The sequence below is a fragment of the Salinicola aestuarinus genome (assembly GCF_003206645.1).
Classification (GTDB): Bacteria; Pseudomonadota; Gammaproteobacteria; order Pseudomonadales; family Halomonadaceae; genus Salinicola; species Salinicola aestuarinus.
In genome coordinates this window covers 51995-77364 of the sequence record NZ_PZJP01000007.1, presented here as the reverse complement: position 1 = coordinate 77364, position 25370 = coordinate 51995, and the positions used below count along the sequence as shown (strand labels likewise).

Annotated in this window: 32 protein-coding genes and 3 tRNA genes; 30 read left to right on the top strand and 5 right to left on the bottom strand. The window is 62.3% G+C overall.

Annotation, left to right across the window (positions count from 1 at the left end; genetic code table 11):
• The first annotated feature begins 192 nt into the window (after positions 1–192).
• The 5 genes from uvrC to DOM41_RS11610 all read left to right on the top strand — a co-directional run bounded on the left by uvrC (position 193) and on the right by DOM41_RS11610 (position 3015).
• A complete protein-coding gene (uvrC, locus tag DOM41_RS11630) occupies positions 193–2034 on the top strand; it encodes an excinuclease ABC subunit UvrC (protein WP_110687036.1) in 1842 nt (613 codons plus the stop codon).
• 60 nt (positions 2035–2094) lie between these two features.
• Positions 2095–2643 (top strand): CDP-diacylglycerol--glycerol-3-phosphate 3-phosphatidyltransferase, encoded by a 549-nt coding sequence (gene pgsA / locus DOM41_RS11625; protein WP_110687035.1) that lies wholly within the window; start codon positions 2095–2097, stop codon positions 2641–2643.
• A 62-nt stretch (positions 2644–2705) separates the two neighbouring features.
• A tRNA-Gly gene (locus DOM41_RS11620) sits at positions 2706–2780 on the top strand.
• A gap of 9 nt (positions 2781–2789) precedes the next feature.
• A tRNA-Cys gene (locus DOM41_RS11615) sits at positions 2790–2863 on the top strand.
• A 65-nt stretch (positions 2864–2928) separates the two neighbouring features.
• Positions 2929–3015: transfer RNA gene (locus tag DOM41_RS11610), tRNA-Leu, on the top strand.
• 454 nt (positions 3016–3469) lie between these two features.
• Here the strand turns inward: DOM41_RS11610 and DOM41_RS11605 are convergent.
• From DOM41_RS11605 to DOM41_RS11595, 3 genes are all read right to left on the bottom strand, one after another.
• Positions 3470–4204, bottom strand: coding sequence for a hypothetical protein (locus tag DOM41_RS11605; protein ID WP_110687034.1), 735 nt, complete (start codon positions 4202–4204; stop codon positions 3470–3472).
• A 930-nt stretch (positions 4205–5134) separates the two neighbouring features.
• Positions 5135–6190, bottom strand: a complete 1056-nt coding sequence (locus DOM41_RS11600) for a phage portal protein (RefSeq protein ID WP_223160984.1) — start codon at positions 6188–6190, stop codon at positions 5135–5137.
• Positions 6187–8016: a terminase large subunit domain-containing protein gene (locus DOM41_RS11595; RefSeq protein ID WP_110687033.1), complete on the bottom strand. Its 1830-nt coding sequence runs from the start codon at positions 8014–8016 to the stop codon at positions 6187–6189. The genes DOM41_RS11600 and DOM41_RS11595 overlap by 4 nt, the downstream gene beginning before the upstream one ends.
• 146 nt (positions 8017–8162) lie before the next feature.
• Between DOM41_RS11595 and DOM41_RS11590 the strand changes: the two genes are divergently transcribed.
• The 11 genes from DOM41_RS11590 to DOM41_RS11545 all read left to right on the top strand — a co-directional run bounded on the left by DOM41_RS11590 (position 8163) and on the right by DOM41_RS11545 (position 13695).
• Positions 8163–8978: a GPO family capsid scaffolding protein gene (locus tag DOM41_RS11590; protein WP_110687032.1), complete on the top strand. Its 816-nt coding sequence runs from the start codon at positions 8163–8165 to the stop codon at positions 8976–8978.
• Positions 8979–8986: 8 nt separating this feature from the next.
• Positions 8987–10006 (top strand): phage major capsid protein, P2 family, encoded by a 1020-nt coding sequence (locus tag DOM41_RS11585; RefSeq protein ID WP_110687031.1) that lies wholly within the window; start codon positions 8987–8989, stop codon positions 10004–10006.
• 2 nt (positions 10007–10008) lie between these two features.
• On the top strand, positions 10009–10674 hold the full coding sequence (gpM, locus tag DOM41_RS11580; protein WP_110687030.1) for a phage terminase small subunit: 666 nt from the start codon (positions 10009–10011) through the stop codon (positions 10672–10674).
• 113 nt (positions 10675–10787) lie between these two features.
• A complete protein-coding gene (locus DOM41_RS11575; RefSeq protein WP_110687029.1) occupies positions 10788–11258 on the top strand; it encodes a head completion/stabilization protein in 471 nt (156 codons plus the stop codon).
• Positions 11255–11464, top strand: a complete 210-nt coding sequence (locus tag DOM41_RS11570; protein ID WP_110687028.1) for a tail protein X — start codon at positions 11255–11257, stop codon at positions 11462–11464. The genes DOM41_RS11575 and DOM41_RS11570 overlap by 4 nt, the downstream gene beginning before the upstream one ends.
• Before the next feature lie 4 nt (positions 11465–11468).
• Positions 11469–11768 (top strand): hypothetical protein, encoded by a 300-nt coding sequence (locus tag DOM41_RS11565; RefSeq protein ID WP_223160983.1) that lies wholly within the window; start codon positions 11469–11471, stop codon positions 11766–11768.
• Positions 11768–12268 carry a lysozyme gene (locus DOM41_RS11560; protein ID WP_110687027.1) on the top strand — a complete coding sequence of 167 codons (501 nt, stop codon included), beginning with the start codon at positions 11768–11770 and terminating at the stop codon, positions 12266–12268. The genes DOM41_RS11565 and DOM41_RS11560 overlap by 1 nt, the downstream gene beginning before the upstream one ends.
• Positions 12265–12639, top strand: a complete 375-nt coding sequence (locus tag DOM41_RS11555; protein WP_110687026.1) for a hypothetical protein — start codon at positions 12265–12267, stop codon at positions 12637–12639. Before DOM41_RS11560 ends, DOM41_RS11555 begins: the two co-directional genes overlap by 4 nt.
• A complete protein-coding gene (gene lysC / locus DOM41_RS17965; RefSeq protein WP_425353271.1) occupies positions 12524–12790 on the top strand; it encodes an Rz1-like lysis system protein LysC in 267 nt (88 codons plus the stop codon). The genes DOM41_RS11555 and lysC overlap by 116 nt, the downstream gene beginning before the upstream one ends.
• Positions 12753–13250, top strand: a complete 498-nt coding sequence (locus tag DOM41_RS11550) for a phage tail protein (RefSeq protein WP_110687025.1) — start codon at positions 12753–12755, stop codon at positions 13248–13250. Before lysC ends, DOM41_RS11550 begins: the two co-directional genes overlap by 38 nt.
• The gene (locus DOM41_RS11545) at positions 13240–13695 is read left to right on the top strand and encodes a phage virion morphogenesis protein (RefSeq protein WP_110687024.1); all 456 of its coding nucleotides are present in this window, start codon (positions 13240–13242) and stop codon (positions 13693–13695) included. Before DOM41_RS11550 ends, DOM41_RS11545 begins: the two co-directional genes overlap by 11 nt.
• Here DOM41_RS11545 and DOM41_RS11540 read toward each other — a convergent pair.
• Positions 13692–14375, bottom strand: a complete 684-nt coding sequence (locus DOM41_RS11540; RefSeq protein WP_110687023.1) for a hypothetical protein — start codon at positions 14373–14375, stop codon at positions 13692–13694. The genes DOM41_RS11545 and DOM41_RS11540 overlap by 4 nt on opposite strands.
• A 136-nt stretch (positions 14376–14511) precedes the next feature.
• Here DOM41_RS11540 and DOM41_RS11535 point away from each other — a divergent pair, with 136 nt between their 5' ends.
• Genes DOM41_RS11535 through DOM41_RS17525 form a run of 7 tightly spaced genes read left to right on the top strand, consistent with a single transcriptional unit; the run spans position 14512 to position 20105 of the window.
• Entirely contained in the window at positions 14512–15147 is a 636-nt protein-coding gene (locus DOM41_RS11535) for a phage baseplate assembly protein V (RefSeq protein ID WP_110687022.1), read from the top strand.
• A gap of 8 nt (positions 15148–15155) precedes the next feature.
• Positions 15156–15497, top strand: coding sequence for a GPW/gp25 family protein (locus tag DOM41_RS11530; protein ID WP_245391823.1), 342 nt, complete (start codon positions 15156–15158; stop codon positions 15495–15497).
• Position 15498: 1 nt separating this feature from the next.
• A complete protein-coding gene (locus DOM41_RS11525) occupies positions 15499–16398 on the top strand; it encodes a baseplate assembly protein (RefSeq protein ID WP_110687020.1) in 900 nt (299 codons plus the stop codon).
• A complete protein-coding gene (locus DOM41_RS11520; protein ID WP_110687019.1) occupies positions 16391–16936 on the top strand; it encodes a phage tail protein I in 546 nt (181 codons plus the stop codon). Before DOM41_RS11525 ends, DOM41_RS11520 begins: the two co-directional genes overlap by 8 nt.
• Positions 16937–16945: 9 nt before the next feature.
• Positions 16946–19282 carry a gp53-like domain-containing protein gene (locus tag DOM41_RS11515; RefSeq protein ID WP_110687018.1) on the top strand — a complete coding sequence of 779 codons (2337 nt, stop codon included), beginning with the start codon at positions 16946–16948 and terminating at the stop codon, positions 19280–19282.
• Between the two features lie 8 nt (positions 19283–19290).
• A complete protein-coding gene (locus tag DOM41_RS11510; RefSeq protein ID WP_157956925.1) occupies positions 19291–19932 on the top strand; it encodes a DUF4376 domain-containing protein in 642 nt (213 codons plus the stop codon).
• A complete protein-coding gene (locus DOM41_RS17525; protein ID WP_157956924.1) occupies positions 19929–20105 on the top strand; it encodes a hypothetical protein in 177 nt (58 codons plus the stop codon). The genes DOM41_RS11510 and DOM41_RS17525 overlap by 4 nt, the downstream gene beginning before the upstream one ends.
• A gap of 60 nt (positions 20106–20165) precedes the next feature.
• Here DOM41_RS17525 and DOM41_RS11505 read toward each other — a convergent pair whose 3' ends face one another.
• Positions 20166–20450, bottom strand: coding sequence for a hypothetical protein (locus tag DOM41_RS11505; protein WP_110687016.1), 285 nt, complete (start codon positions 20448–20450; stop codon positions 20166–20168).
• Between the two features lie 390 nt (positions 20451–20840).
• On the opposite strand from DOM41_RS11505, the gene DOM41_RS11500 reads away from it, so the two are divergent.
• The 7 genes from DOM41_RS11500 (at position 20841) to DOM41_RS11470 (ending at position 25128) form a co-directional block, all read left to right on the top strand.
• Complete coding sequence (locus DOM41_RS11500) at positions 20841–21611, top strand: BRO-N domain-containing protein (RefSeq protein ID WP_110687015.1); 771 nt, start codon at positions 20841–20843, stop codon at positions 21609–21611.
• 330 nt (positions 21612–21941) lie between these two features.
• Positions 21942–22451, top strand: coding sequence for a DUF4760 domain-containing protein (locus DOM41_RS11495; protein ID WP_110687014.1), 510 nt, complete (start codon positions 21942–21944; stop codon positions 22449–22451).
• A 158-nt stretch (positions 22452–22609) separates the two neighbouring features.
• The gene (locus DOM41_RS11490; protein ID WP_110687013.1) at positions 22610–23794 is read left to right on the top strand and encodes a phage tail sheath protein; all 1185 of its coding nucleotides are present in this window, start codon (positions 22610–22612) and stop codon (positions 23792–23794) included.
• A gap of 32 nt (positions 23795–23826) precedes the next feature.
• Positions 23827–24339 carry a phage major tail tube protein gene (locus tag DOM41_RS11485; RefSeq protein ID WP_110687012.1) on the top strand — a complete coding sequence of 171 codons (513 nt, stop codon included), beginning with the start codon at positions 23827–23829 and terminating at the stop codon, positions 24337–24339.
• A gap of 74 nt (positions 24340–24413) precedes the next feature.
• Positions 24414–24731 carry a phage tail assembly protein gene (locus DOM41_RS11480; protein WP_110687011.1) on the top strand — a complete coding sequence of 106 codons (318 nt, stop codon included), beginning with the start codon at positions 24414–24416 and terminating at the stop codon, positions 24729–24731.
• A gap of 26 nt (positions 24732–24757) precedes the next feature.
• Positions 24758–24910 carry a GpE family phage tail protein gene (locus DOM41_RS17885; protein ID WP_110687010.1) on the top strand — a complete coding sequence of 51 codons (153 nt, stop codon included), beginning with the start codon at positions 24758–24760 and terminating at the stop codon, positions 24908–24910.
• A complete protein-coding gene (locus DOM41_RS11470; RefSeq protein ID WP_110687009.1) occupies positions 24907–25128 on the top strand; it encodes a hypothetical protein in 222 nt (73 codons plus the stop codon). Before DOM41_RS17885 ends, DOM41_RS11470 begins: the two co-directional genes overlap by 4 nt.
• Positions 25129–25370: the final 242 nt, after the last annotated feature.

Genomic DNA, 25370 nt, shown 5'->3' with positions numbered 1-25370 from the left:
CCACACAACCGGCACCCCAGCACGCTGCCACCTTGATCGCAGCGCCCGGATCCGCGTTGCGTCACTGTCTAAAGAGTCACCCACCGACGTGCCGCGATGAGCGACCGAAGGCGATGGGCCGCAAGGCGACAGAAAGCCGTTAAAACCCACGGTTTCAACGGCGTATCGGTGGGACTTTGATATACTGACACCATGAGCGACACCCCGACCGATCCCCCCGCGTCCTTCGACGCCAAGCACTTTCTCAAGACCGTCTCCGAGTCGCCCGGCGTCTATCGCATGCTCGACGAGCACGCCAACGTGCTCTACGTCGGCAAGGCAAAGCGGCTTAAGGCGCGCCTATCCAGCTATTTCCGCGGTGCGTTGAATACCAAAACGCAGGCGCTCGTCTCCCGGATTCAGGACATTCAGGTGACGATCACGCGAACGGAGACCGAGGCGCTGCTGCTCGAGCAGACCCTGATCAAGGAGATTCGTCCGCCGTACAACATCCTGCTGCGCGACGATAAATCCTACCCCTACGTTTTCGTTTCCGACCGCCACCCCTACCCCGCGCTGGAGTTCAAGCGCGTGCGTCAGAAGCGGCGGGACGGGCGCTATCTCGGCCCCTATCCGAGCTCGACCGCCGTGCGCGAGAGCCTGTCGCTGATGCAGAAGATCTTTCGCATTCGCAACTGCGAGGACAGCGTCTTTGCCCATCGCCATCGCCCCTGCCTGCAGTATCAGATCAAGCGCTGCAGCGCACCTTGCGTGGACTACATCAGCAAGGAGGATTACCAGCGCGACATCGAGCACGCGATGATGTGTCTCGAGGGTCGCAACGAACAGGTGACCGAACAGCTGACCCAGGCAATGGAGCAGGCGAGCCAGACGCTCGACTTCGAGGAAGCCGCGCGTCTTCGCGACCAGGTCCAGCAGATTCGTCGACTGCAGGAGAAGCAGTTCGTCGACAATGCCGAGGGCGACGCCGATATCTTCGCCCTGGCCGAACAGCCCGGCGGGCTCTGCATCAGCGTACTGGCGATCCGTCAGGGGCGCATGCTGGGCGCGCGGCATCAGCAACCGGATAACGGGCTGGACCTTGGGGCGAGCGATCTACTGAGCGAGTTCGTCAGCCAGTTCTACCTCGGTCAGTCGAAGGAGATCCCGCAGGAGATCATTACTTCACATGCGCTGAGCGATGGCGACGTGCTGCAGGCAGCGCTTCAGGAGAGCGCGGGGCGCAAGGTTCGCCTTGCATCTCAGGTGCGGGGCCACCGCGCCCAGTGGAAACGCTTGGCGATCACCAACGCCGAGCAGCATCTGGCAACGCAGCTCGCCAACCGAAGCCAGCTCAGCAAACGCTTTGAATCGCTGCGTCAGGCACTGGACATCGAGGATGCGCCGGCGCGGCTGGAGTGCTTCGATATCAGCCATAGCCAGGGCGAGGCCACAGTCGCCTCCTGCGTGGTGTTCGATCACGAGGGCCCGGTCAAATCCGACTATCGACGGTTCAACATCGAGGATGTCGCCGCCGGCGATGATTATGCCGCCATGCGCCAGGCACTGACCCGGCGCTTCAAGCGGCTGCAGAAAGGCGAAGGCAAGTTGCCCGACATCCTCATCGTCGACGGCGGCAAAGGCCAGCTCAACATGGCGCGGGAGGTCATCGCCGAACTGGGCGTCATCGGTGTTACGCTGATCGGCGTGGCGAAGGGGACGACACGCAAGGCAGGATTGGAGACACTGTTCATCGAAACGGTCGATCGAACACTCAATCTCGACACTAGCTCGCCGGCGCTGCACCTGCTTCAGCACATTCGCGACGAGGCGCACCGCTTTGCGATCACCGGCCACCGCCAGCGCCGGGACAAACAGCGGCGCACCTCCACGCTTCAGGACATCCCCGGTGTCGGCCCCAAGCGGCGGCGTGAACTGCTGCGCTACTTTGGCGGTCTACAGGGGGTGCGCAAGGCGACGCGGGACGATCTGGCCCGCGTGCCAGGCATCAATGATCAGATGGCCAGTACCATTCACCAAGCGCTGCATGGATGAGCGCTACCGTCGGGCGTAAAATGCTCGACCTCAAACACCCGTAAGGACGTTAGCGGCTCGATGAACATTCCCAACATGCTCACCCTGGCAAGAATCGTCATCATTCCGCTGCTGGTGGTGCTGTTCTACCTGCCCTATAGCTGGAGCCTGCCGGTCACCGCCGGGCTTTTCGGCGTGGCGGCCGTCACGGACTGGCTGGACGGCTATCTCGCTCGAAAGTGGAATCAGAGCACGCCGTTCGGGGCTTTCCTGGACCCGGTCGCCGACAAGGTCATGGTCGGCGTGGCACTGGCGCTGCTGATCGAGCGCTACGAGGTGTTCTGGCTGACGTTGCCGGCGCTGGTGATCATCGGACGCGAGATCGTCATCTCTGCCCTGCGTGAATGGATGGCGGAGATCGGCCAGCGCAAAAGCGTGGCGGTTTCCTGGATCGGCAAATCGAAGACGACGCTGCAGATGATCGCGCTGTTGATTCTGCTCGGCTTCCCACCCGCTTCCGCCCTCGCAAGTCTGGGCGTCGTGCTGCTCTATATCGCCGCGGCGCTGACGCTCTGGTCGATGATCCAATATCTCCGTGCCGCCTGGCCGGAACTGACACGTTCGCTATGAAGGAATTTCGCATAAGCGTTTGACACCTACGGATTTATCCCTATAATACGTCCTCGAGTTGAGCGGGAATAGCTCAGTGGTAGAGCATCGCCTTGCCAAGGCGAGGGTCGGGAGTTCGAATCTCCTTTCCCGCTCCACAACTCAATGGCTGGATGGCAGAGTGGTTATGCAGCGGACTGCAACTCCGTGTACGCCGGTTCGATTCCGACTCCAGCCTCCACCCCCGCAAGATCCGAACCGCTACGGTTCCACCTTTCCTGAAGTATCAGCACGCCCAGCTCGTCAGCCCGGATGGCGAAATCGGTAGACGCAAGGGATTTAAAATCCCTCGACCTTTAGGTCGTGTCGGTTCGAGTCCGACTCCGGGCACCAGCTCCTGCAATGTCTCGACCCAGTCGCCTCCCGTCGCCTGCCCGTTCATTGGCTGCACTCTTTATGTTAGGACTTAATACCCTGCATCATTTCATCAGTGATCACCTTTCTGACTGACGACGACCCGTCTCGGTGGAAGATAGCCTTTTCGGTTGGAAGACGCGCTCGTGGTCGCCAGGGAGCCATCCATCGTCATGCCATGTTCCCTTCGATCCACACCGCCAAGCACCTACGGACCCGATCACCAGCCAGCGGCGCCACCGCCGGCTTTAGGGCCGCGTCGCCAGCGTTGCGCTGACACATCAATACGGCCAGCGCGATCGCGTCGCCAAAATCGCCCGCGTTGGGAATACACCCAGTGCGAGCTGCTGGGGTTCACCGACGATAGCTTGAGACGCCTATCGTCGATTATCATGCGGTTTGTTTCAGAGGTCTGGAAGCTTGCAAGGCCGCTTCAATCTGCGTGATAGACGCTCGAAGCGGAATCCGCATAATCCATCGAAAGCAGACCCTGCTGATACCACTTCGACAGCGTCTCGTGGTCGACTTTTTTCCAATCGTGCGCCGATACAATCTTGTCTTTGTACTGTTGGCATACCCGTTCGGCATCGAGTGGATCGCCGCCCTGCGCCGATGTATAGCGGGCACTATAATTCTCCCTCTCCTTAAAATCGTAACTTTTACCAATAAATGCCGCACCCTCTCTATCGAGATAATAACTCGGGCATTCAACCGATGACTTCGACCAGTCATAATGACGATCCGACATGATCAGCAACGGCGACAGCACGTTTTCAGTCTCGTCGTTCGGCCCATAAAGGGTTTTGTGTGTAACGGGGTATATGTCATGAGAGTCAAAAGCAAACTCGCCCACATGATCCTGAGGCACATAGGGGACATAATAAATGGCCACCACAATAAAAGCAGCGGGCAGCACGGCCGCAACACCCCCAAAACGCTTTTCGATAAAATAGGCAACCAAGGCAGCACCGGCGGTAACCAACAGGACAAAGAGTACCATTACAAACAGTAGCCTTGAATCAAAGCTCCAGCCCAAAAAGTCGGTTCTCGTAATAATCCCCAGCTTGGGTCTTCCTCGATTCATAACCCCGATGACAAAACACATCCACACAAACATCAAAGCCGCAAAAGCAACATAAAATCGTGTCACAACTGGCACTTTCTTCATGTCATCCCCTCTTGACCAACAACCAAGGGGGCGCAGCTTACAACATCACCATGAACCTATCTGTAAGCGATCTCTGACAAATAACGGTGGTGCGGGGTCAATTAACGTTCCACAACAAGCCAAGGGCGATGGCGCACCGTCATCGCCCTGCCCGAACTCGTGAAGGTAACCCTCGAACGCGTCGCCCGCCGCAACGTTTCTCCCTTCGGCAGAGACGATACCCCTGTCGCCTGCCGTTCAATCTCGCCGCGCCGACCATGCCTCGGCCATCGCTTTTCGCGGGGACGTGCGCGACTCTGTATCGTCTCCGGTCCCTTTTCGAGCGATGCGGATTCGGGCCAGGTATGAGAGACTGCCGTCCTTTTTTCGCCGCTTCATGATGGTGGCCACCGTACCCTCCTCGATGTGACAAATCCGACCGCCCCGTAGTGCCTGGTTTGTGACATCACGACGCGCAAAACGCAGCAAAACCACTGTAAATATTACCAGCTATGGATAATACCGAAAGTCGCCCAAACCCGACGAAGCCTACAACCACGCGGCCCAGGCTTGATAGGACGTTCTCCGTCGCGCCGATGATGGATCGGACCATATAGCGCGTGAGCACTGGGCTAGCGGCCACCTTGGTACACTCATGGTACAGCCCGGCACCAACCAACTTCTCCTACTTGTTCCCCGCCAGGCCATCTTCAGAACGCAACATTCCGAGCCAAAACCCAATGTGTCCACACTGCCACCCGGCCCAGAAACTACGGGCGAAAGCGACCGCTGCAACGCTGCAACAAAACCGACCCATTTAGCGCGCAGGCGGGGCGGGGAGTCGACGGCGCGCCGGCGGTGCTGAGCATCCAAACCGGCTGTGGATAACGCTGTGACGGCTGCGCACGAAAAAGCCGCCCGGGTGGGCGGCTTCGATCAGAGCGGTTAGCGTCAGACGAGCGGCGGCGATTCCTCCTTCGTAGTACCCAGCTCATACGGCCGGAACCTCACCACCTCCTGCCCCACGATGTCGTTGATCTCGAGGAACACCGCCTGGAGCGGTTCGAGTTCGTTGGTGACGAACACCCTCGCCGCTTTCTCCACGTCACCGAACCCACCGACATTGTCCGGCATGACGCCCATAAGCTGCGGCGGTACGCGGTGGCCAGCCAGTGCGTCGTCGCGGGTGGTCTTCTTGATGCCGGCGAATTCATCCTTGGCGGCCACTTCGCTTAGCGGAATCACCTGGATGCCGTCCTTCTTGCCATCCGGTGAGTGCATGAACAGGTTGCGGAAGTTGCCCATGCCCCGGCTATCCTTGAGCGCCGATCGCATGGAGTCGACGTCTTCCTGATTCACGTTCGGGTCGCTCACGTACATGATGAATCCTGCGTGCGAGCCGTTCAGGTAGTAGCGTCTTCGGAACAGAGTAGCGTTCTCGTTGAGCAGCACGGACTGCAGCGCCCCCAAGTAGTCCGGCACGCCGTAGATCTCCTGATTGATATCCGGCTCGAGCAGATGAACGATCGAGCCGCGCTCGAACTCCGCCGGCTGACGCCAGTCGCACGTCCACCAGTATTGCCCCGCTTCCACACCCCGCCGCACGAACCGTGCCTGCGCGGGTCGGATCTCGAGCAGCCGACCCAGCCGTCCGAACACCTGCTCGGCGTAGGCGTTGCCAAACACCAGATAATCGTTGACCAGTGCCCGGAACGCCTGCCGGCTCAGCAAAGGATGCGGTACGAACGAGCGACTCAGAATGTTCCGCTTCACCTGCAACGACGAACCGTGGTGCGCCGTCGCCCGGTACGTCTTGGCGAGCGCGGCCAGGTCGATCGGCGGTTCGTACCAGCGCGAGCCGAGCATCCAGCAGCCGGTGTAGAGAAAATCCTGCATGTCGATGACCGGCACCGGCTCGCCGAACGTGAAGGCCTGGGCGCGCGCCGGTGCCGGCGCGGATAACGTAGCCGGTACCCGCATGCGCGGTTTTTCCGCCGTTGCTGTCATTGGTTGATCTCCATGATCGAGCCGCCGCGTTCGCCAGCGGCGAGAACGTCGACGGGCTCATTGCTGAGTGCGTGCATCGTGGCCCACGCCAGATCGGCATGGCCCGTGGTGGCGTTGCGGCCACCGGAATAGGTGAACTGGCGACCGCTGGCCGTGAGCTCGCGCCGGATCGCCGAGAACGACTGCGCGACGATCACATCGCGCGCGTCGAATTCGAGACGGCCGTGGCTGATGATGTGCTGCGCCTGGCGCACCAGCGCGGCCTTGCTGTCGGGGGTGTAGCGGTGGCGGGTGACTCGGGGGAACCAGCGCGAGACGAGTTGCGCGACCGCCTCGCCCATCCCATTGGTGTCGATGCCGATGTACTGGACGTTGTACCGGCTCGCCGTCCGTTTGATGAATTCCGCTTGAGCCTCGTAATCGTGGCCCTTGATGCGGTGCTGCTCTAGGATCCGGTGGTGGTCGTTGCGGTTCTTCGCCGGTGCCAGTACCACAAGTCCCGCCCCGTCGCTGTTCTCGCCATCCCCCGCCGGGTCATAGCCGATCCAAACAGGGGCCTGCCCGAACGGCCGCATCGCGAACGGCTTCCAGTCACGCCACAGATCCCAGCTGTCCACCATGCAGCGCTGCATCGTCATCATCGGGAACGCCGACTGCGAGTCGTCGACGAATTCGCACATCAGCAGGTTCGCGAACTCATCGTCCGAGTACTCGAGCCGCAACTGGTCGATGTCGAACAGATCGCAGCCGCCGGCGATCGCATCATGAATCGTCACGATCTGACGCCACTGGCCATCCGCGCAGTGCGCCCCGCCGGCGAGCGCCGAGTGGCTAATGTCGATCTCGACTCGGTCCGCCTTGGCGCGGCGCTTGTTGTAGCGCTCTCCGGTCCAGAACGGGTACGCCTCGTGAGCTACTGACGACGGCGTGCTGAAATACGTCTGGCGCCACTTTTTGTGCATGGCCATGCCGGACGTGACTTTCCGGAACTGCTCGAAGCCCACGATCCAGAAGTACTCATCCAGATAAGTGTCGCCGTGGTAGCCCTGCGCCGTCTTGGCGTTCGTGCCGAGGAAATGCAGCTCGGCGCCGTTGGCCAACACGATCGGATCCCCCTTGAGCTCGACGCCCGTCGTCTCCTTCACGAACTGGACGATGTAGTTGCGGAAAATGTGCGCCTGCGCCTTGCTGGCGCTCATGAAAATCTTGTTCTTGCCCGTCTCCACCGCGTCGGCGATGGCTTCGCGAGCGAAGTACCAGGTCGCGCCGATCTGCCTCGACTTGAGCAGGTTGCGGATGCGCTCGTGCTGCCCCGAGCGGTACCAGCCACGCTGATACTCGAACAGTGACGCCTCGAACGCCTCGACGATCTGAATGACGCCTTCGTCGCCGACGTCATTGCGGGCGGGCTTCTTCTTTTCGCCGGCGTTGCGCCGCTCGATGTTCGGATTGAGGTCGCCTTCTTTCCCGCTCCCCTCGTATCGATGCACTCGTGCCAGGCGTTCGATCTGCCTGCCGAGCAGGTCGATTTCCTTGAAGTCCCGCCCCTCTTTCGCGTCCTTGACGATCAGCTGAACCATCCGCGCTTCCATCGCGCCTTCGACGCGCTGGGTGGGCGTGGCGTCATCCCACTTCTCGCGCTGCTTCCAGCTCGCGATCGTGCCGCGTGGCAGGTCCAGGAACTCGGCGATTCGTGAAACGCGCCACCCCATCCAGTAGAGGTGACGAGCGCTGAGCCGGTCGCTATCGACGCCGTCGAGTGTGGCATCGACATCGGCCGGCGAATCCGGGGCGGGTTGGGGCGGTGTCTTGGTGGGTAATTTCATGCGGCCAGCGTAACGGCGCGGCCGGGAGCGTTATCGGAGCGCTGCTTGTAACCCGCCGTTCTACAACGCGGATTCGTTGAGACTCGACGCCGCGACGCGGACCCTGACGCCCATACAGTCCCCGCATCGCTCCCGGAGAACGCTCAATGCCCTGGCATCGCATCGCGACAGAAGGCGCCACCACCGACGGCCGCAAGATCAGCGCCGACTGGCTCAACCAGATGGCCGCCAATTTCGACCCCGAAAAGTACGGCTGCCGGGTGAATCTCGAGCACATCCGCGGTGTGCTGCCGGACAGCCCCTTCAAGGCATACGGCGATGTTACGTCGCTGAAAACCAAGAAAAATGCCGAGGGTAAGACGCAGCTACTCGCCGAGATCGACCCGACCGACGAACTGAAAGCGCTCAACGACAAGCGTCAGAAGATCTACACCAGCATGGAGGTGGATACGGATTTCGCCGGTACCGGTGAGGCGTATCTGGTCGGCCTCGCCGTTACCGACTCCCCCGCCTCGCTCGGTACCCAGATGCTTCAGTTCGCGGCGGGTGCCGGCGACGCCTCCCCGCTCGCAGGTCGTAAGCAGCGACCGGAAAACGTCTTCTCCGAAGCGATGGAAACCGAGTTCGATTTCACCGAGAAGCCTCCGAAGGATCAGGGCCCCTCGCTCACTGACCGCGTCAAAGCGCTGTTCGCCAAACACGACGCCAAGACCGACAAGGGTTTCGAAGCCTTCCGCATCGAACTCGAAGACACCCTCGGCCTGTTCGTCGAGCGCCACCAGGCCCTGGCCGACGATCTCGCCAAACGCCCTACCGCCACCGCATTCAACGAGCTGCGGACGGCGCACGACGATCTGAAAACCCGGTTCGAAGAGCTCTACGCCCAGATCGACACGACGCCGCGCCACACACGACGCCAGCCAGCCACCGGCGGTAACGACTTCATCGAAACGGACTGCTGAGAGAGACCATGCGCAACGAAACTCGAAAAGCCTTCAACGCCTACGCCGCGAAGCTCGCTCAGCTCAACGGTGCCGAGAACGCCTTCACTGCGTTCGAGATCGAGCCGACCGTTCAGCAGACGCTCGAAACCAAGATTCAGGAATCCAGCGAGTTTCTGAATCGCATCAACATGACCGGCGTCCGCGATCTCAAGGGGCAGAAGTTGGGCCTCGGCATCACTGGCCCGATCGCCGGTCGTACGGATGTCAGCAAGCAGGACCGTGTACCCGTTGACCCGACCAACCTCGAGCCGCAGAACTACGAGTGCCACTCAACCGAGTTCGACACCTTCATCACCTGGGCCAAGCTCGACGCCTGGTCGAAATTCCCGGATTTCCAGGCCCGCGTGCGCGACGCCATCATCCGGCAGCAGGCGCTCGATCGCATCATGATCGGTTTCCACGGCACGAAAGCCGCCACGCAAACGGACCGCACCCAAAATCCGATGCTCGAAGACGTGAACATCGGCTGGCTGCAGCAGTACCGCAACAACGCCAGCGCCCGCGTCATCAGTGGGACCAAGATCGGCAAGGGCCAGGAGTTCCAGAACCTCGACGCGCTGGTGTACGAGGCGGTCAACTCGCTCATCGAACCCTGGTATCGCGACAACACCGATCTCGTCGCGCTGGTCGGCCGCTCGATGATGACCGACAAGTACCTGCCCAAGATCAACGAGTGGGAGCAGCCCACCGAGGCCCGCGCGCTCGACCTGATCATGGCCGCGAAGCGCATGGGCGGGCAGAACGCCATCCAGGTGCCGTTCATGCCGGACAACGCGATCTTCATCACCTCCACCGACAACCTCTCGATCTATTGGCAAGAAGGCTCGCGCCGCCGGCACCTGATCGAGAAGCCCGAGCGCAAGCGCATCGTCAACTACGAGAGCTCGAACGACGCCTACGTCATCGAGGACTACGGCTACGGCTGCCTGCTGGAAGGCATCACGCACGAGGATGCCGAAGATGCCGACGCAGGCTCGGGGGCGTAACCATGGCCAGCTCGATCCGCAAACATTTCGAGCGCGTGTCGGCCGCCCAAGCGGCGGCCGACGCCGGCGATCAGCCGATGAACGGTGACGAGTACGAACTGAAGCTCGCGCAGTACCTCGAGGACTACCGTCGGCTGAAAAGCATCCAGTCAGTCGAGCGAAAGATCGAGGTCAAGCGCGAGATCCTGCCCAACTACGCCGAGTACGTCGCGGGCGTATTGGAGTCTGGCCAAGGCGCACAGGATGAGGTGCTGATGCGCGTCATGCTCTGGCGTATCGACATCGGTGACATTGACGGCGCGCTGGCAATCGCACGCTATGCCATCGCCCATGACCTCGATCCAGGCGAGCAATTCCAACGTTCTACGCCGGCGATTCTTGTCGAGGAATCTGCCGATCAGGCACTGGCGCTGCCCGACGATGACGACTCGCTGCTCGATGCCCTAGTCGAGATCGACACCCTCACCGCTGACGCGGACATGCACGATCAGATCCGCGCCAAGTTGCACAAGGCGCTCGGCAACGGCCATCGCGCTCGCGGCGACCTGAATGAAGCGCTCGCCGCATTCCAGCGTGCGCTCGAGCTGAATGAGCGCGTCGGCGTCAAGAAAGACATCGAACGCCTCGAACGAGACATGAAGAACGCCAGCGATCAGGGTCAGACCTGATCGGCTACCGAGTCGACCGCCGACGCCAGGGGGCACGACGGTGACGGAAAGCCCAGGCTCTCCCGAAACCGTCGTCCACCCCCTGATTTATTCCCCACGCCGAGGGTGCCGCTATGTCCAGCTTCGTCGCCGCCGGCAACGCCAGCGCCATCCAGGCGGCGCCGATCTCCAATGCGCCGTTCTGGCCGGATATCGACCCAACCGCGTTTCGGGACGCGCATCGCATCGATGGCACGGTCACGCCCCGGCGTGTGACCGACGTCCTGCTGACCGCGATCGCGACGACGAACCGGGTGCTGCGCCACTGGCAAGCCAAGCAGGTAGAGGCCGGCTATCCCGTTCTCGATGCGGTACCGACGCCGGACTGGCAACCGTTCGGCGTCTACCCCGCGCTCTATCAGCGCGCCGTGTTCGCCGAGGCTCACGCACAGCTGCTCGAGCGCTACCGAGACTATGACGCCACCGCTGCGACCCGAGACCGCGGCGACCTACACGACGAGACGGCCGACACCTACCGCCGGGACGCCCGCTGGGCGGTCAGCGAGATCGCCGGGCGCTCGCACGTCACGGTCGAGCTGATATGAGCCGCAACGTTCGCAGCCAGCAGGGCGACACGCTCGACCGGCTCTGCCATCGGCACTACGGCACGACAGCCGTCACGGAGCCCGTACTGCTCGCCAACCCCGGGCTCTGCGAACTCGGGCCGATTTTGCCGAGTGGCACCGCCGTGGTGATGCCAGAGATTGCGACACCGACGCCCGCCGCGCGAACCGTGCGGCTCTGGGACTAATGCCATGCGACCAACCCAACGCCATAGCAGGAGCCCCACCGCGAAGCCCGATCCGATGATCGTGCTGATCACGCTACTCATCGCCAACGCAGGGACGACCATGGCCCAGCAGCTCAGTATCGGTACAGAAGCCATCAAAACGACACCGCCGGCCATCGTCTCGCTGCTCCACGCCGGTGGCATGACGCCTTCGGACTGGATCACCATTCTGACGCTCGCCTACCTCGGCCTGCAGATCGGCCTACTCGTGCCCAAATACCTCGAGCGGTTTCGAGATTGGCGAGAACGACGGAGGGCTCGCTGATGCGAAACATCGGTCGTTGGCTGACGGGAGGCGCAATCGGTGGTGCCTGCGGCATCGCGCTGTCGATATCGATCAACGTCGTCAAACACTACGAAGGCACCGAGCTCCAAGCGTATCCGGATCCCGTCGGCATCCCCACGATCTGTACCGGCCACACAGGCCCGGCGGTCGAGCTCAACCAGACGCGCACGCAGCAGGAGTGCGATGACCTGCTCGCCGGCGATCTCGGTACCGCGTTCGATACCATCGACCGCAACGTATCGGCAGAGATCAACGCCACGATGCCGCCCAGCCGCCGCGCCTCGCTGGCCTCGTTCGTGTTTAACGTCGGCGAAGGGGCATTCGCCCGCTCGACGCTACTGCGCGAACTCAATGCCGGCAATGTCCGCGCAGCCTGCAATCAGCTGACCCGCTGGGTTTACGCCGGTGGCCGCAAACTCGCCGGCCTGGTCAAACGCCGCGCCGCAGAGCGTGACCTCTGCCTGGCCGGCCTGGAATGAAAACGCGGATCCTCGTCGGCCTGTTCACCCTCGCCGTCTCGGCTGCCGGTACCGCCGGCTGGCTAACCCGCGGATGGCTAGAGGATAGCCACCGCCTCACCGCGATCGAAGCCGCTCGCCAAACGGCCAGCCAGGCGCTGGCGCGAGAGAGCGTCATCGCCGGCGTCGTCGAGGCCCGACTTTCAACGCTCGATGCCAACGAACGCATCATCGACCGGGGAATCGTCCGTGAGATCCAGAAACCGATTTATCGCAATGTCTGTCTCGGCGCTGATGCTCTCCGCCTGCTCAACGACGCTGCCGCCGGCCGCGCCCCCGATTCAACAGAACCTGCTGACCCGATGCCCGGAAACGTTGCCGGCGCTGACTGACGGCACCGGCCGCGATGTCGTGCTGACGATGCGTGAATGGGCTGGCCAGTATCAGCGCTGCGCCATCCGTCACAACGGCCTCGTCGACGCACTCACCGCAACGGAAGCCACCGATGAAAAAGCTCAACGCCCTGCGCCAGCAACTGATTGACGCCGTGCCCGACCTGCGCCGAGACCCGGATCGCCTGCTGGCGTTCGTCGAGGATGGCTCGATTGAATTCGCGCGCGGTCCCAACCTCTCACACGGCTACGCCTACACCGCGCAGCTGGTGCTGACGGACTACGCCGATGAGATCGACGCCGTCGTCATCCCCCTCCTCGACTGGCTCTCGATCTACCAGCCCGACCTCGATCCGAAACAGGCCGTCGCATTCGAGGCCGAGATCCTCAATAACAGCGCCGTCGATCTCGCGATCCGCGTGCAGCTCACCGAGCGCGTCGTCGCCAAGCGCGACTGCGCCACGGGCCAGATTCACGCCGAGCACCGCATGCCCCGGTTCGAGCCGGACGACTGCCCCGCCGAGCACTGGCAGCTGCTGTTACGCGATTCCACCACCGAAGGCGACCATGAGTTGATCGCTGAGTGGGACGGGCCTCGCGATGGCCTCTGACGATCTCAACCAGCTCGACGACTGGCTCGCGCCACTCATTGGTCAGCTCGACGCCCGCAGTCGTCGTCAACTCGCCCGCACCGTCGCCACGGATCTACGCCGTAGCCAGCGCGAACGTATCAAGCGCCAGCAGAACCCGGACGGCTCGACATTCGCCCCGCGCCGCTCCCGCGATCGCCAGGGCCAGATCCGCCGGGACGCCATGTTTTCGACGATCCGCACCGCCAAATACCTGCGCACCCGCTCGACGCCGAACAGCGCCACCGCCGGATTTTTCGGTCGAGTCGGCGGCATCGCCCGCACGCACCAGTACGGCCTGCGCGATCGCGTCACCGAGAACGGCCCTCGCGTGAAATACGCCGAACGCGAGCTGCTCGGGTTTTCCGAGGCCGATCGCGAGCGCGTCCGCGACGGTCTGCTGGATCACCTGACCCGTGGCTCCTAGAGCGCGTCGATCTGCTTCAGCGCCAGCCCACGCGTGGTCCTCCCGGCTGCATAGCGTGGGTGAGTCGTTCGGAAGCATCGAATATCTCCAAGCCGGAACTCCCAAAGCCTACGAGGCTCGTGAATTTTCACGGTCTCGTAGCCGCCAAATCGTTGCGAGAACTGTTTGATGAAGGGGTCATACGTTGGGCCTGTCGTGAAGAGAATCGCGTCCGGCTCCAGCGTTTGGATCTGTACAGCGAGCAGGTCGTAGGAAAGCGCTAGCAACGGCTTGAGCTCTGACTCCGGCCGATTCTGCGGAGAACCTCGTCTGAATGCGGCGGCAAACAGGTTCGCCCAATGCAGGGTATGTTTAGGAAGCGACAGAGTTTGCTCGGACTGCCTGAGAAACTGGAGAAAGCGGTACTTAGAAGGCGGCATGCACCGTGTCTCTAGGTACCCATTGATTGCTCGGTCGATGTAGGCGCGGGTCCGCCCTTCCGCAGAAGACTCGAACCAGCGTTCCAATGTCCCGTTCCATTGACGGGTTTCTTTCCCAACCAGCATCACGCGTTTGTCGCCGAGCTCACGCGGTATCGCTGGCAGAAATAGCCCTGTGTAGTCGCTGGCGACCGGCCTCAGTGAGCCCAGATAGTGCTTTTTCAGAAGGTCATCGTATTCAGTAGCGATATCGAGCGACATCTCATTCCCTTTCCTGAGTCCATGGATCGTCGCTTCAAAGCGATCATTTGTTGAGGCCCGTTCTACAACGCCGACTGCTCGCATGCCAGGAGCGTGACTCGGACCATTGCACCGAAGCTACTTCCACCGGATCGCAATGAACGCCGAACTCGCTCGCCTACTGCAGAACCTGATCCGCATCGGCACGGTCGCTGAGATCGACCACGCCGCTGCGCGCATTCGCGTACGCACCGGGGATCTGCTCACCGACTGGATTCCGTGGCTCGTCGATCGCGCCGGTCAGACTCGCACTTGGAACCCGCCGACCACCGGCGAGCAGGTTGTCCTCGTCTCGCCCGGCGGTGAGATGCGCGCCGCTATCGCCCTGCCGGCAGTCTATGCCAACGCGAGCCCCGCGCCGGCCAACGACCCGAACCTGACCCACTGGCTGATGCCCGACGGCGCTGTGATCGAGTACGACCACGAATCGCATCATCTCGCCGCCACCCTACCCGGCTCGGCAACGCTCGACGCCCAGGGCGACGTCACCGTCACCACCGCCGCCGCGCTTACCGCCACGGCCACCGGTGGCGCGACGATCAATGCCAACGTCGTCATCAACGGCAACGTCACATTGAATGGCAACCTCAGTCAGCCCAGCGGCAAGAGCGCGACCATCGCCGGCGACGTCAAATTCACCGGCGCCGTCACCAGCAATGGCAAGAACATCAGCGCGAGCCACACGCATGACGACGTGCAGCGCGGCAACCAGACTTCGGGCGAGGTGTCGTGATGCGCGGCATGAACCGAACCACCGGCGGCCCGCTCGACAGTATCGAGCACATCCGCCAATCCATTGCCGACATCCTGACGACGCCGATCGGCTCCCGCCTCATGCGCCGGGATTACGGCTCGCTGCTGCCGGAACTGGTCGACCAGCCCCTGAACGGCGCCACCGCCCTGCGGGCATACTCGGCCACTGTCGTTGCCCTGATGCGTTGGGAGCCACGCATTCGCGTCCAGCGCGTCGTGCGCCAGGTCTCCACCGACAGACCCGGCCGGCTCACGCTGGAAATGACCGCCCAGCGTATCGACAACGGCGACTCGCTCACCGCCGAAGTCACGATCGGGCGGGAGAGCTGACATGGCCGGAGGCTTCACCGCGGTCGACCTCTCGCGCCTGCCGGCGCCGGACGTCGTCGAAGAAATCGAGTTCGAGACGATTTTCGAGGGCATGCTCGCCGATCTGCGCGAGCGCGATCCGTCGTTCGATTCGACCGTCGAATCGGATCCGGCCTACAAGATCCTGCAGGTCGCCGCCTATCGCGAAATGCTGCTGCGCCAGCGCATCAACGAAGCGGCCAAGGGCGTCATGCTCGCCTATGCCATCGACGCCGATCTCGACCAGCTCGGCGCGCTCTACGGCGTCGAGCGCCAGACGCTCAGCGAGGGCGATCCGGACGCCATCCCACCGGTACCGCCAACGCTCGAGAGCAACGCCGACTTCCGCCGCCGCATCCAGCTTTCACTCGAGGGATTCAGCACGGCCGGCCCCGAGGGCGCCTATGTGTTCCATGCCCTGTCCGCCGATGGCGCGGTGCTCGATGCCAGCGCGACCAGCCCCTCGCCGGGCGAAGTCGTCGTGACCGTGCTCTCGCGTGACGGCAACGGCCACGCCTCCCAGGCGCTTCTCGACGCCGTCGATGCGACGCTCTCCGCCGAAGACGTCCGACCGCTGACCGATCACGTCAGCGTGCGCTCGGTCGACGTCGTCGAGTACCGCCTGCGCGCGACGCTCTATTTCTACGCCGGCCCCGACCGCGAGGTCGTCATGCGCGAGGCCCGCCGCACGGCGAACGAGTACACCGAACGCCAGCACCGGCTCGGCCTCGACGTCACGCTCTCCGGCGTCTATGCCGCGCTGCACCAGACTGGCGTCCAGCGTGTCGAACTCGCCGAGCCGACGGCGAGTCTCGTCGTCGACCGCACCCAGGCGACCTACTGCACCGGGATTGAGCTGACCGACGGGGGGCTCGATGAGTAATCCCCCCTCACTGCTACCGCCCAACGCGACCCGCGCCGAGCGCTCGCTCGAGGCCGCAATCTCGAGCGCGTCGGATCTCCCCGCGCCGCTGCGCTCGCTCTGGAACCCCGACACCTGCCCCGCCGACGCCCTGCCCTGGCTCGCTTGGGCGCTGTCGCTCGATTCGTGGCAACCCTACTGGCCGGAGGCCGTGAAGCGTCAGCGGATTCGCGATGCCATCGAGATTCAGCGTCGCAAAGGCACCGCCAGGAGTGTGCGCGACGTCGTGCGCTCGTTCGGCTCGTCGCTCGCGCTGCGCGAGTGGTGGCAGCGCGCAACGCCCGGCGCGCCCCACACGTTCGACGTCACCCTGTCGCTCGGCGCCGCCGTGCCCAATACCGCCGAGTTTCAGCAAGACATCGTCGACGAGATCAGCCGCACCAAGCCGGTCCGCTCGCATTTCACCTTTACCGCCGGCCTGCGCGCTTCCGGCGGCGTCGGTATCGCCGGCGCTGCCCGCCCGATCATCTACCGCCGCCTGTCGGCAACCGCCGATTAGAGGGAATTCATGTCGATTCAATTCACGATCACCGACGCCGGCCGCGCCGCCCTCATCGACGCGGACCACGACGGCACCAACGCGCTACAGATCGCCGAGGTCGCGCTTGGCCGCGGTCGCTACACGCCGTCACCCGAGCAGACCGAACTACGCGAACCGATCAAACGCATCGACACCATCGCCGGCGAGGCGGTCGCCGCCGACACGCTCCACGTCACGGTGCAGGACGAAGGCGGCGACACGTACTCGGTTGGCGAGATCGGCCTGATCACCGATGGCGGCGTGCTGTTCGGCGTCACGTCGCAATCGGACTGGATCATCGAGAAAGCCGAGCCGACGACGCTGCTACTCGCGACAGACGTCGTTTTTGCCTCGCTCGACGTCTCGACTATCCAGTTCGGCGACGCCGCCTTCCTCAACCCGCCGGCGACGACAGAGATCAAGGGCATCATTGAGATCGCGACACAAGAGGAAGTCGACGCCGGCAACGACCGCCTGCGCGCAGTCGTGCCCCGCACGTTGAAAGCGTTAATCGACAAGATCCTCAAGGCTTACGCGACGGTAAAAGCGCTCAACGATCACTCAGCCAGCCGCGACCACCCCGGTGCTACGACATCTGCCCAGGGCATGATCGAGCTGGCGACCTATGGCGAAACGCAAGAGGGGGGCGACAACACCCGTGCCGTCACCCCGGCAGCGCTCAACGCTCGGACGGCAACGACCAGCCGGACGGGCCTCGTCAAGCGCGCAACGGATACCGAGGCAAACGCCGGTACTGATCCCGCTGTCGTGCCCTCTGTCGCGCAGGTGTTTTCAGCATTTAAGCAGTTCGGCCTGGGCGTCACGACTCAGCCGACTTGGCCGCTCAAAGACCTGAACGCAGACCCCACAGGAGTGCCGTCCGGAATTTACCGTATTACGTCGGGTTTCAATCGTCCCGGTGGTTCTGCGACCGTGGTATGGACGCGATACAACAATGGCACCGGCGTCATGCAGCTAACCGAGCCAGACGCCCCAACGCTGCGGGTTCGCGGCTTCGTCAGGTCCGACTGGTCCGGCTGGTTTACGATGTGGAGCGACCAGAACATGGGGTCGGGGTCGGGCATGGATGCCGACAAGTTAGATGGTCAACACGGCGACTTTTACCGCAATGCCGACAACCTCACTAGCGGCACCGTTCCGCTCGCCCGCCTAACGTCGGCGACCGAAACCGATCGCGGTATCTTGCAGATCGCAACAAGCGATCTGGCAAAGGCTGGATCGAATAATGCTCGGATAATGACGCCAGCGCGTGTCGCCGACTATGTGACACAGTTTGGCATTGGAGAAAACGCACCGGATGGCAATGGTATCTTCGGTAGTGATTTCAACACATTTATTCGACGAGACATCATCGTTACTTGCTCGGGAGATTGGCAGCACGGCCCGGATGGTAATGCCAGCATCGCCGGCATATTGATTAACCTGAGTAGGCATTACACCAACCAGATAACGCAGATCGTGATAGACGGCGCGCGCAAATTCTGGAGGAGCGGAAGCCCCAGCGCTGGCACGTGGGACAGTTGGCGGCTCGACTGGAACAATCAGAACCACGGCGCCGGTTCGGGTATGGACGCCGATTTATTGGATGGTCAGCACGGCGACTTTTACCGCGACGCCGGCAACCTCAAAAGCGGCACCGTTCCGCTCGCCCGCCTAACGTCTGCGACCGAAACCGATCGCGGTATTTTGCAGATCGCGTCGTTCGACGAGGCAGTCGCTGGGTGGACCAACGGGCGGACAATGACGCCGTTACGGTCCGTTAACTTGCTGGGCTCCTTCGGTATTGGAATCAATACAGTGCCGACCTGGCCTTATGCCTCGATGAGCAGTTCACCAGCGAATGTTCCCTCGGGGATCTATCGCGCGACATCGAATGTTGATGGCAAGCCGGCTGGCTCCGGTACGTTTCTATTGACGCGATATTCAAGCGCGCAGGCCAGCGTGTTTTATATGGAAGACGGCACCAGCGAACAACGAATATTTCGGCGCCGCTGGACTGATGATAACGGTTGGTCGAGCTGGGTCGAGATCGTGCATTCGGGGATGAGTGATCAATCCCTCACGGCAACTGGCTATTGCAAAATGCCGAATGGGTTGATCTTGCAATGGGGCACGCATGATGTGGATTCTTATGAAACATTCCCTGTCAGCTTTCCTAATAACTGCGCGTCGGTCGTTCTTACTGACCTGGGCAAACTGAACACAGGCGATCTCTCGGTTTTTTCAGTGAGCAATAGCGGCTTTCGAATTCACGCCGAGGTGCCCACGTCGGGCGGGGCTTACTACATGGCCATAGGTTACTAAGGATGATCTTGGAAACAGTCGACGAGCAAGCCTCACACTATTTCAGCCCCTCCAAATCGGTATTTCTGGCGGCGGAGTTTCGAGACAGCTACGAAACGGCGGGGAGCTGGCCAGATGATGCCGTTCCGGTCAGCGCCGAAGAGTTCAAAGAGTACGGCGCCAAAGCGAATGGAAAGCCCGAGGGTAAAGTCATGGGCGCTGGGCAGAATGGCCGGCCTGCATGGGTAGACAAGCCCGCCCTTTCTCTAGCTGAGCTGTCGGCTCAAAAGAACATCGCTATTAAATCCGCCCTTCAAGCCGATCTTGTCGCCGGCATGACCTATACCCTGCCGGACGGCACCGAGGACGTGATCCAGACCCGACCCGATCAGGACGAGGCGAATCTACTCGGGCTCGCTATCGAAGCCCGCGACTTGCGCACCGCCGGCGAGACTGGCGCGGTCATGTCGCTGCGCGCGAAGTCGAATACCGTCTACTCGCTCACGCCCGAACAGATGATCGCACTCACCGATGCCGCGAAAGAGTTCAAGCAAACGTTGCTCGTGAAATCGTGGGCGCTGAAAGACCGGATCACCGACGCCGAGGCGGCCGAGGATCGCGCCGCGCTCGAGGCGATAACCTGGGACACCGCCACCGAGGAACCCGCATGAACGCAACCCACTGGCAGCACGCCGGCATCGCCGCGCTGATGATGCTCGCCGCCTCGGCGGACCTCGCCGCGCTCGCTGCGCAGTACGTCGAGCAGCTCGCGCGGATCGACGCAGACGAGACAGTCGAGGAGGAGGCAGACGACGAGGTCGTCGGCCTACCGTTGGTGATCTGACATGGACGAGACCGACGGCTTCTGAGCCCGGCCCGACGCGTGGCGGGCCTTTTCATGCCATCAGGGCTGGCTACCCCGCGTGCTATCGATCCATGCGGCCTCGTTCGCGAACCAGAGTGCCGCTCCGGCGAGTAGCAGCGCGAACCCCCAGATCTGGATGGCCTCGTGCGTAATGCCCACGTGGTAGGTCGCAGGCACCAGCGCTATGATCATTTCTAGCGCCATGGCCGAACAGATCACGCTACCTGTGAGGGCTCTCGCCTCTACAACCCTCACCAGCCAACTCGGCCACCGCTCGATCGGTGGGACGGCGCGAACGATCAGGCTGCGAATTCGTTTCATCATCAGATGTTCCTCGGTAGTGGATGTTGCCCCACCACCGTACCCCTGCCGCTGCGCTCGGCTCCGACGCTTGCCGCCCAAAATGGGAGCATTTCCGCGCCTGCCGCGTCATAGCCCCCTGTTCCAATCTATTGACTCCCCCCACCCGCTGGGCCACCATCCATCTTGCCGCTGCGACATCAGTGGCCGGGTTTGGTCGCCCGAATCGAACGTATGGCGCACGGCGCCTATCGGCGCTTTTTTTGTGCCTGCCAGTTATGGCGGGCCGTGCGTGGGAGCCTTCGGGCTGCCGGGTTGCCTACGTTCCCCGGTCGACCAACCTGCGTACGGTCCGCCTCCCATTCCATTTGGTCGTGGATGTGGCGGACTCCGATCAGAACGAGGAGTCTCATCATGCAAGCCACCGCTCAGATTTTGCCCTTCCAGTTCGATACCCACGAAGTCCGCACGCTGCTGATCAACGATCAGCCGTGGTTTGTCGCTATGGACGTTGCGACTGCCCTGCTCTATACCGACGCGCAGGCGATGACACGCAAGCTGGACGACGACGAAGTTCAAAACCGACAAATCGTCGGTTTTGGCCCCAGGGGCGTCGCCCTCATCAATGAGTCCGGCCTCTACTCCGCGATCCTGCGTTCGCGCAAGGCGGAGGCGAAGCGCTTCAAGAAGTGGGTCACCGCCGAGGTGCTGCCCGCGATCCGGCAGCACGGCCGCTACGATATCGCCACGGCCACCATCGGCACCGATGGCCTGCACATTCTCCACGAGCTGATCGGCAAGAAGATCAAGGTGCTGCCCAGCGCCACCAAACGGCAGGCTCGCGCCAAGCTCTGGAGCCTCGTCCATACCCGCTTTAATGTGCCCCGCGCCGAGATGATCCCCGCCGACGATCTGAGCGACGCCTGCAACTTCATCGCCGCCTGCGCGCTGGACGGCCAGTGGCTCCCCGCCCCGGCCAACGACGACGCGCTGGACGAGGCGGACCGGGTGAACCTCTACTCGCTCTGCAACGACATGCTTCGGGTGCAGGGCCTGATGCGGGAGTACCGGATCTACGACGCCCTCACCGCGCTACAGTCGCCCGCCGCGGCCAGCCTTTACGGCCACGTCATGAACGGCGCCTCCATCGCCAAGCGCTGCGGGCCGCGGTTAGATAATTCTTGATAAAACCATGTTAGGTCTGTATAAAGTTGGGTCCGCTTTTCGCCGATACGTTTGAAACTGAGGCTTTTCGGAAAGCCAACGGTGTCTGGCGAGCCGTTAGAATCTGGTGTAGTGTGAATTGCACAGCGTGATGCTAAACAGTGAAGCCACCACAGCAACGCAAGCATCGCGTCCAACAGGGGGAGCACATATGACTATCGCAATGGCAAATTTTGTCACTAACCGCGTAACGGACGAGAACGATGGTTACTAAGAACTGGTAATCTGTTCGTCCCTATCCCTCCACGAAAAGGCGCTTATGGCGCCTTTTCTGCGTCAAGGCCGTAGTGAATGGATGATCCTGGTCAAGTAGCAAAGGCAGTTTGGACGATGCCTGAGATCGTGCGCACGGCGCTGACGATGTTGGCTGTCATCGTTGCTGTGGTCTCGGTATTGAGCGTGAAGAATACGGCGAAGAAAAAGCAGACCGCCGACCTTCTTTTCAACGTTCGCTCGGATGAACGGCTCATCCGAGCGAACCATGTGTTGCTTGAACTCCGTGAATCTAACGAGAACATCCGCCTGCTAGCCGACCCTGGCTGCAAGGGAGAAAGCCGAGTACAGGATATTCGCTACATCTTGAATCACTACGAACGTCTCAGCGTCGGGCTTCAAGAAGACATCTACCACGAGCACATGCTCAAAAAATCGCAATTTAGAATAATTACAGGCACTTACGATTGCGCAAAGCCTTTCATCGAAGGAGTGCGGGAGAAAACGGGCAGTACCACGGCATTTCAAGAATTCGAGTGGCTAGCCAAGCGATGGCAGAAGAAACCGCTTAGGCAAAGACGATCCTGACATCGTCCGATTGAGCAACGCCCCGCACCTGCGGGGCGTTGTCGTTTCTACGACGGCAATCTGTATCCCTTCATTCTACAACGCCAACCGCTCGCCCCAGCCTACCAGCCCCCCACACCATGAGGCCCTGACCCCGCTCCCCTGATCAGGACGCATTCATGGCTCTCGACCAATACCACCACGGCGTTCGCGTCGTCGAAGTGAACGACGGCACGCGCACCATCCGCACCGTTTCCACCGCCGTCATCGGCGTGGTCTGCACCGGCCCGGACGCCGACGACAACGCCTTCCCCCTCGATACCCCGGTGCTCGTCACCAGTGTGGCCAGCGCCCTCGGCAATGCCGGTACCCAAGGCACGCTGCGCCGCACGCTCCAGGCCATCGCCGACCAGTGCAGCCCGGTCGTGGTGGTCGTGCGCGTCGCGGAAGGCGCGGACGAAAACGAGACGACCAGCAACGTCATCGGCACGGTGAACGAAAGCCACCGCCGCACCGGCCTCCAGGCACTACTGACGGCCAAGCAGAAACTGGGCGTCACACCCCGCATTTTGGGCGCGCCCGAACTCGACACCCAGCCGGTGGCCACCGCACTCGTCAGCATCGCGCAGGATCTTCGCGCGTTCGCCTACGCCTCGGCGTTCGGCGCCGCCACCCTCACCGACGCGACGAGCTACCGCGACCAGTTCGGCGCGCGCGAGCTGATGATCCTCTGGCCGGAATTCGAGGCATTCGATACCGCCGCCGAGGCCACCATCACCGTCAGCGCGGTGGCCCGCGCCCTGGGGCTGCGCGCCAAGCTCGATCAAACCATCGGCTGGCACAAGACACTGAGCAACGTGCCGGTCAACGGCGTGACGGGCATCAGCGCGGACGTGTTCTGGGATCTCCAGTCACCGACCACGGACGCCGGGCTGCTCAACCGCGCCGACGTCACCACGCTCATCAACCAGAGTGGCTATCGCTTCTGGGGCTCCCGCACCTGCGCCGGGCCGGAGAGCCTGTTCCCCTTCGAGAACTACACCCGCACCGCGCAGATCCTCGCGGACACGATCGCAGAGGCGCATCTCTGGGCGATCGACAAGCCGCTCCATGCCAGCCTCGCCCGCGACATCATCGAGGGCATCAATGCCAAGCTGCGCGAGCTGAAGTCGCTCGGGACCATCGTCGACGGCGAAGCCTGGCTGAACGAGGAGCTCAACACGGCGGCGAGTCTCAAGGCCGGCAAGCTGCGCATCGATTACGACTACACCCCGGTACCGCCGCTGGAAGACCTCGGATTCCAGCAGCGCATCACCGATACCTACCTCGCCGATTTCGCCGATCGCGTCGCCGCGCTCAACTGATCGCCGACTGCCCGAATACAGGAGCCTGAACCATGGCACTCCCCCGCAAACTCAAATCCATGAACCTGTTCGGCAACGGCGACAACTGGCAGGGCACCGTCCAGTCCGTCACCTTGCCGACGCTGTCGCGCAAGATGGAGGAATGGCGCGGCGGCGGCATGGACGGCACCGTCGGCATCGACATGGGCTTCGACGGCCTCATCACCTGTGAATGGACCGTCGGCGGCCTCGTCGCCGAGATCTTCGACAACTTCGGCTCCAGCCGCATCGACGCCGACCTGCTGCGCATGACCGGCAGCTACGAGTCCGACGACGATCAGGAAACCATCCCCGTCGAAGTCGTCATGCGCGGCCGCCACACCGAGATCGACATGGGCGACGCCCAGGACGGCGAGAACACCGAACACAGCGTCACCAGCACGCTCAGCTACTACAAGCTCGTCATCAACGGCAGCACCAAGATCGAGATCGACCTGCCCTCGATGCTGTTCAAGGTGAACGGCGAGGACCGCTACGCCCAGCGCCGCGCCAATCTCGGCCTCTGATCCGCTGACCCCAGCCACCGCCGCCCCGCTCGGGGCGGCATGAATCGACATCAATCGACCATTGCGAGACCACCATGACCGAGAAGACCACCGACAAAACCGCCGCGCCCGTCACCGGCCAGATCGAACTCGACACGGCCATCGTGCGCGGCGAGCAAACCATCGACACCCTCACACTGCGCAAGCCGACCAGCGGCGAGCTGCGCGGCGTCGCGCTGACGGACGTGCTGCAAATGCAGACCGATGCGCTGATCAAGCTGATCCCGCGCCTGTCGAGCCCGTCCCTCACCGAGCCGGAAGTACGCCAGATGGACCCGGCGGATCTCGTCCAGTGCGGCAGCGAAATCGCCGGTTTTTTGCTCTCGAAGCGGGCACGGGGCGAGGCCGCATAAGCCTGCCCGGTAACGTCGAAGACGCGATGGCGGATCTCGCCATCGTGTTCCACTGGACCCCCGCCGACTGCGCCGAATTCTCCCTGCGCGAACTGATGGAATGGCGCGATCGCGCCCGCAAACGCAGCGAATCCCCAGAGTCGAGTCACGCTCAGGGGCAAGGAAGGAGAAAGCGATGATCAGACGCCGCTGGCTGACCCAGAAACAAAGTGCCCAGCTCGATCTGCTGCGCGTGGCGGACATGCCCCAAGTCTTCCTCTCGCCGGACATGACACCCGCCGAGTCCGCCGACTATCTGGAACGGATGGCTACGGCACTGCGACAGAACTATCGACTACAGACCCAACCATTTAGCCAACAACGCCGTCAGCAGGCCGGCGATGACAGCGAACACTAGCGGCCACAGGCCTTTTCTAAGCAACGATCCGAAGCGGTCCCCAATCCAGCGACAGAACCGTCGAAATGGTGGAGCGTGTCTGTAGACGCCAAAGACTAGAGGACTGGGAAAGTCGCGGAATTCTTCATCCCAATGCCGTTTTTTCAGCCGCCGCACGCCAACAACCAATCGTCGCCAACCGTTCCGGATCCAGCCCATGCCCTCGCCCCGTGCCGATACATTGCAAAGCCCGGACCTTACCA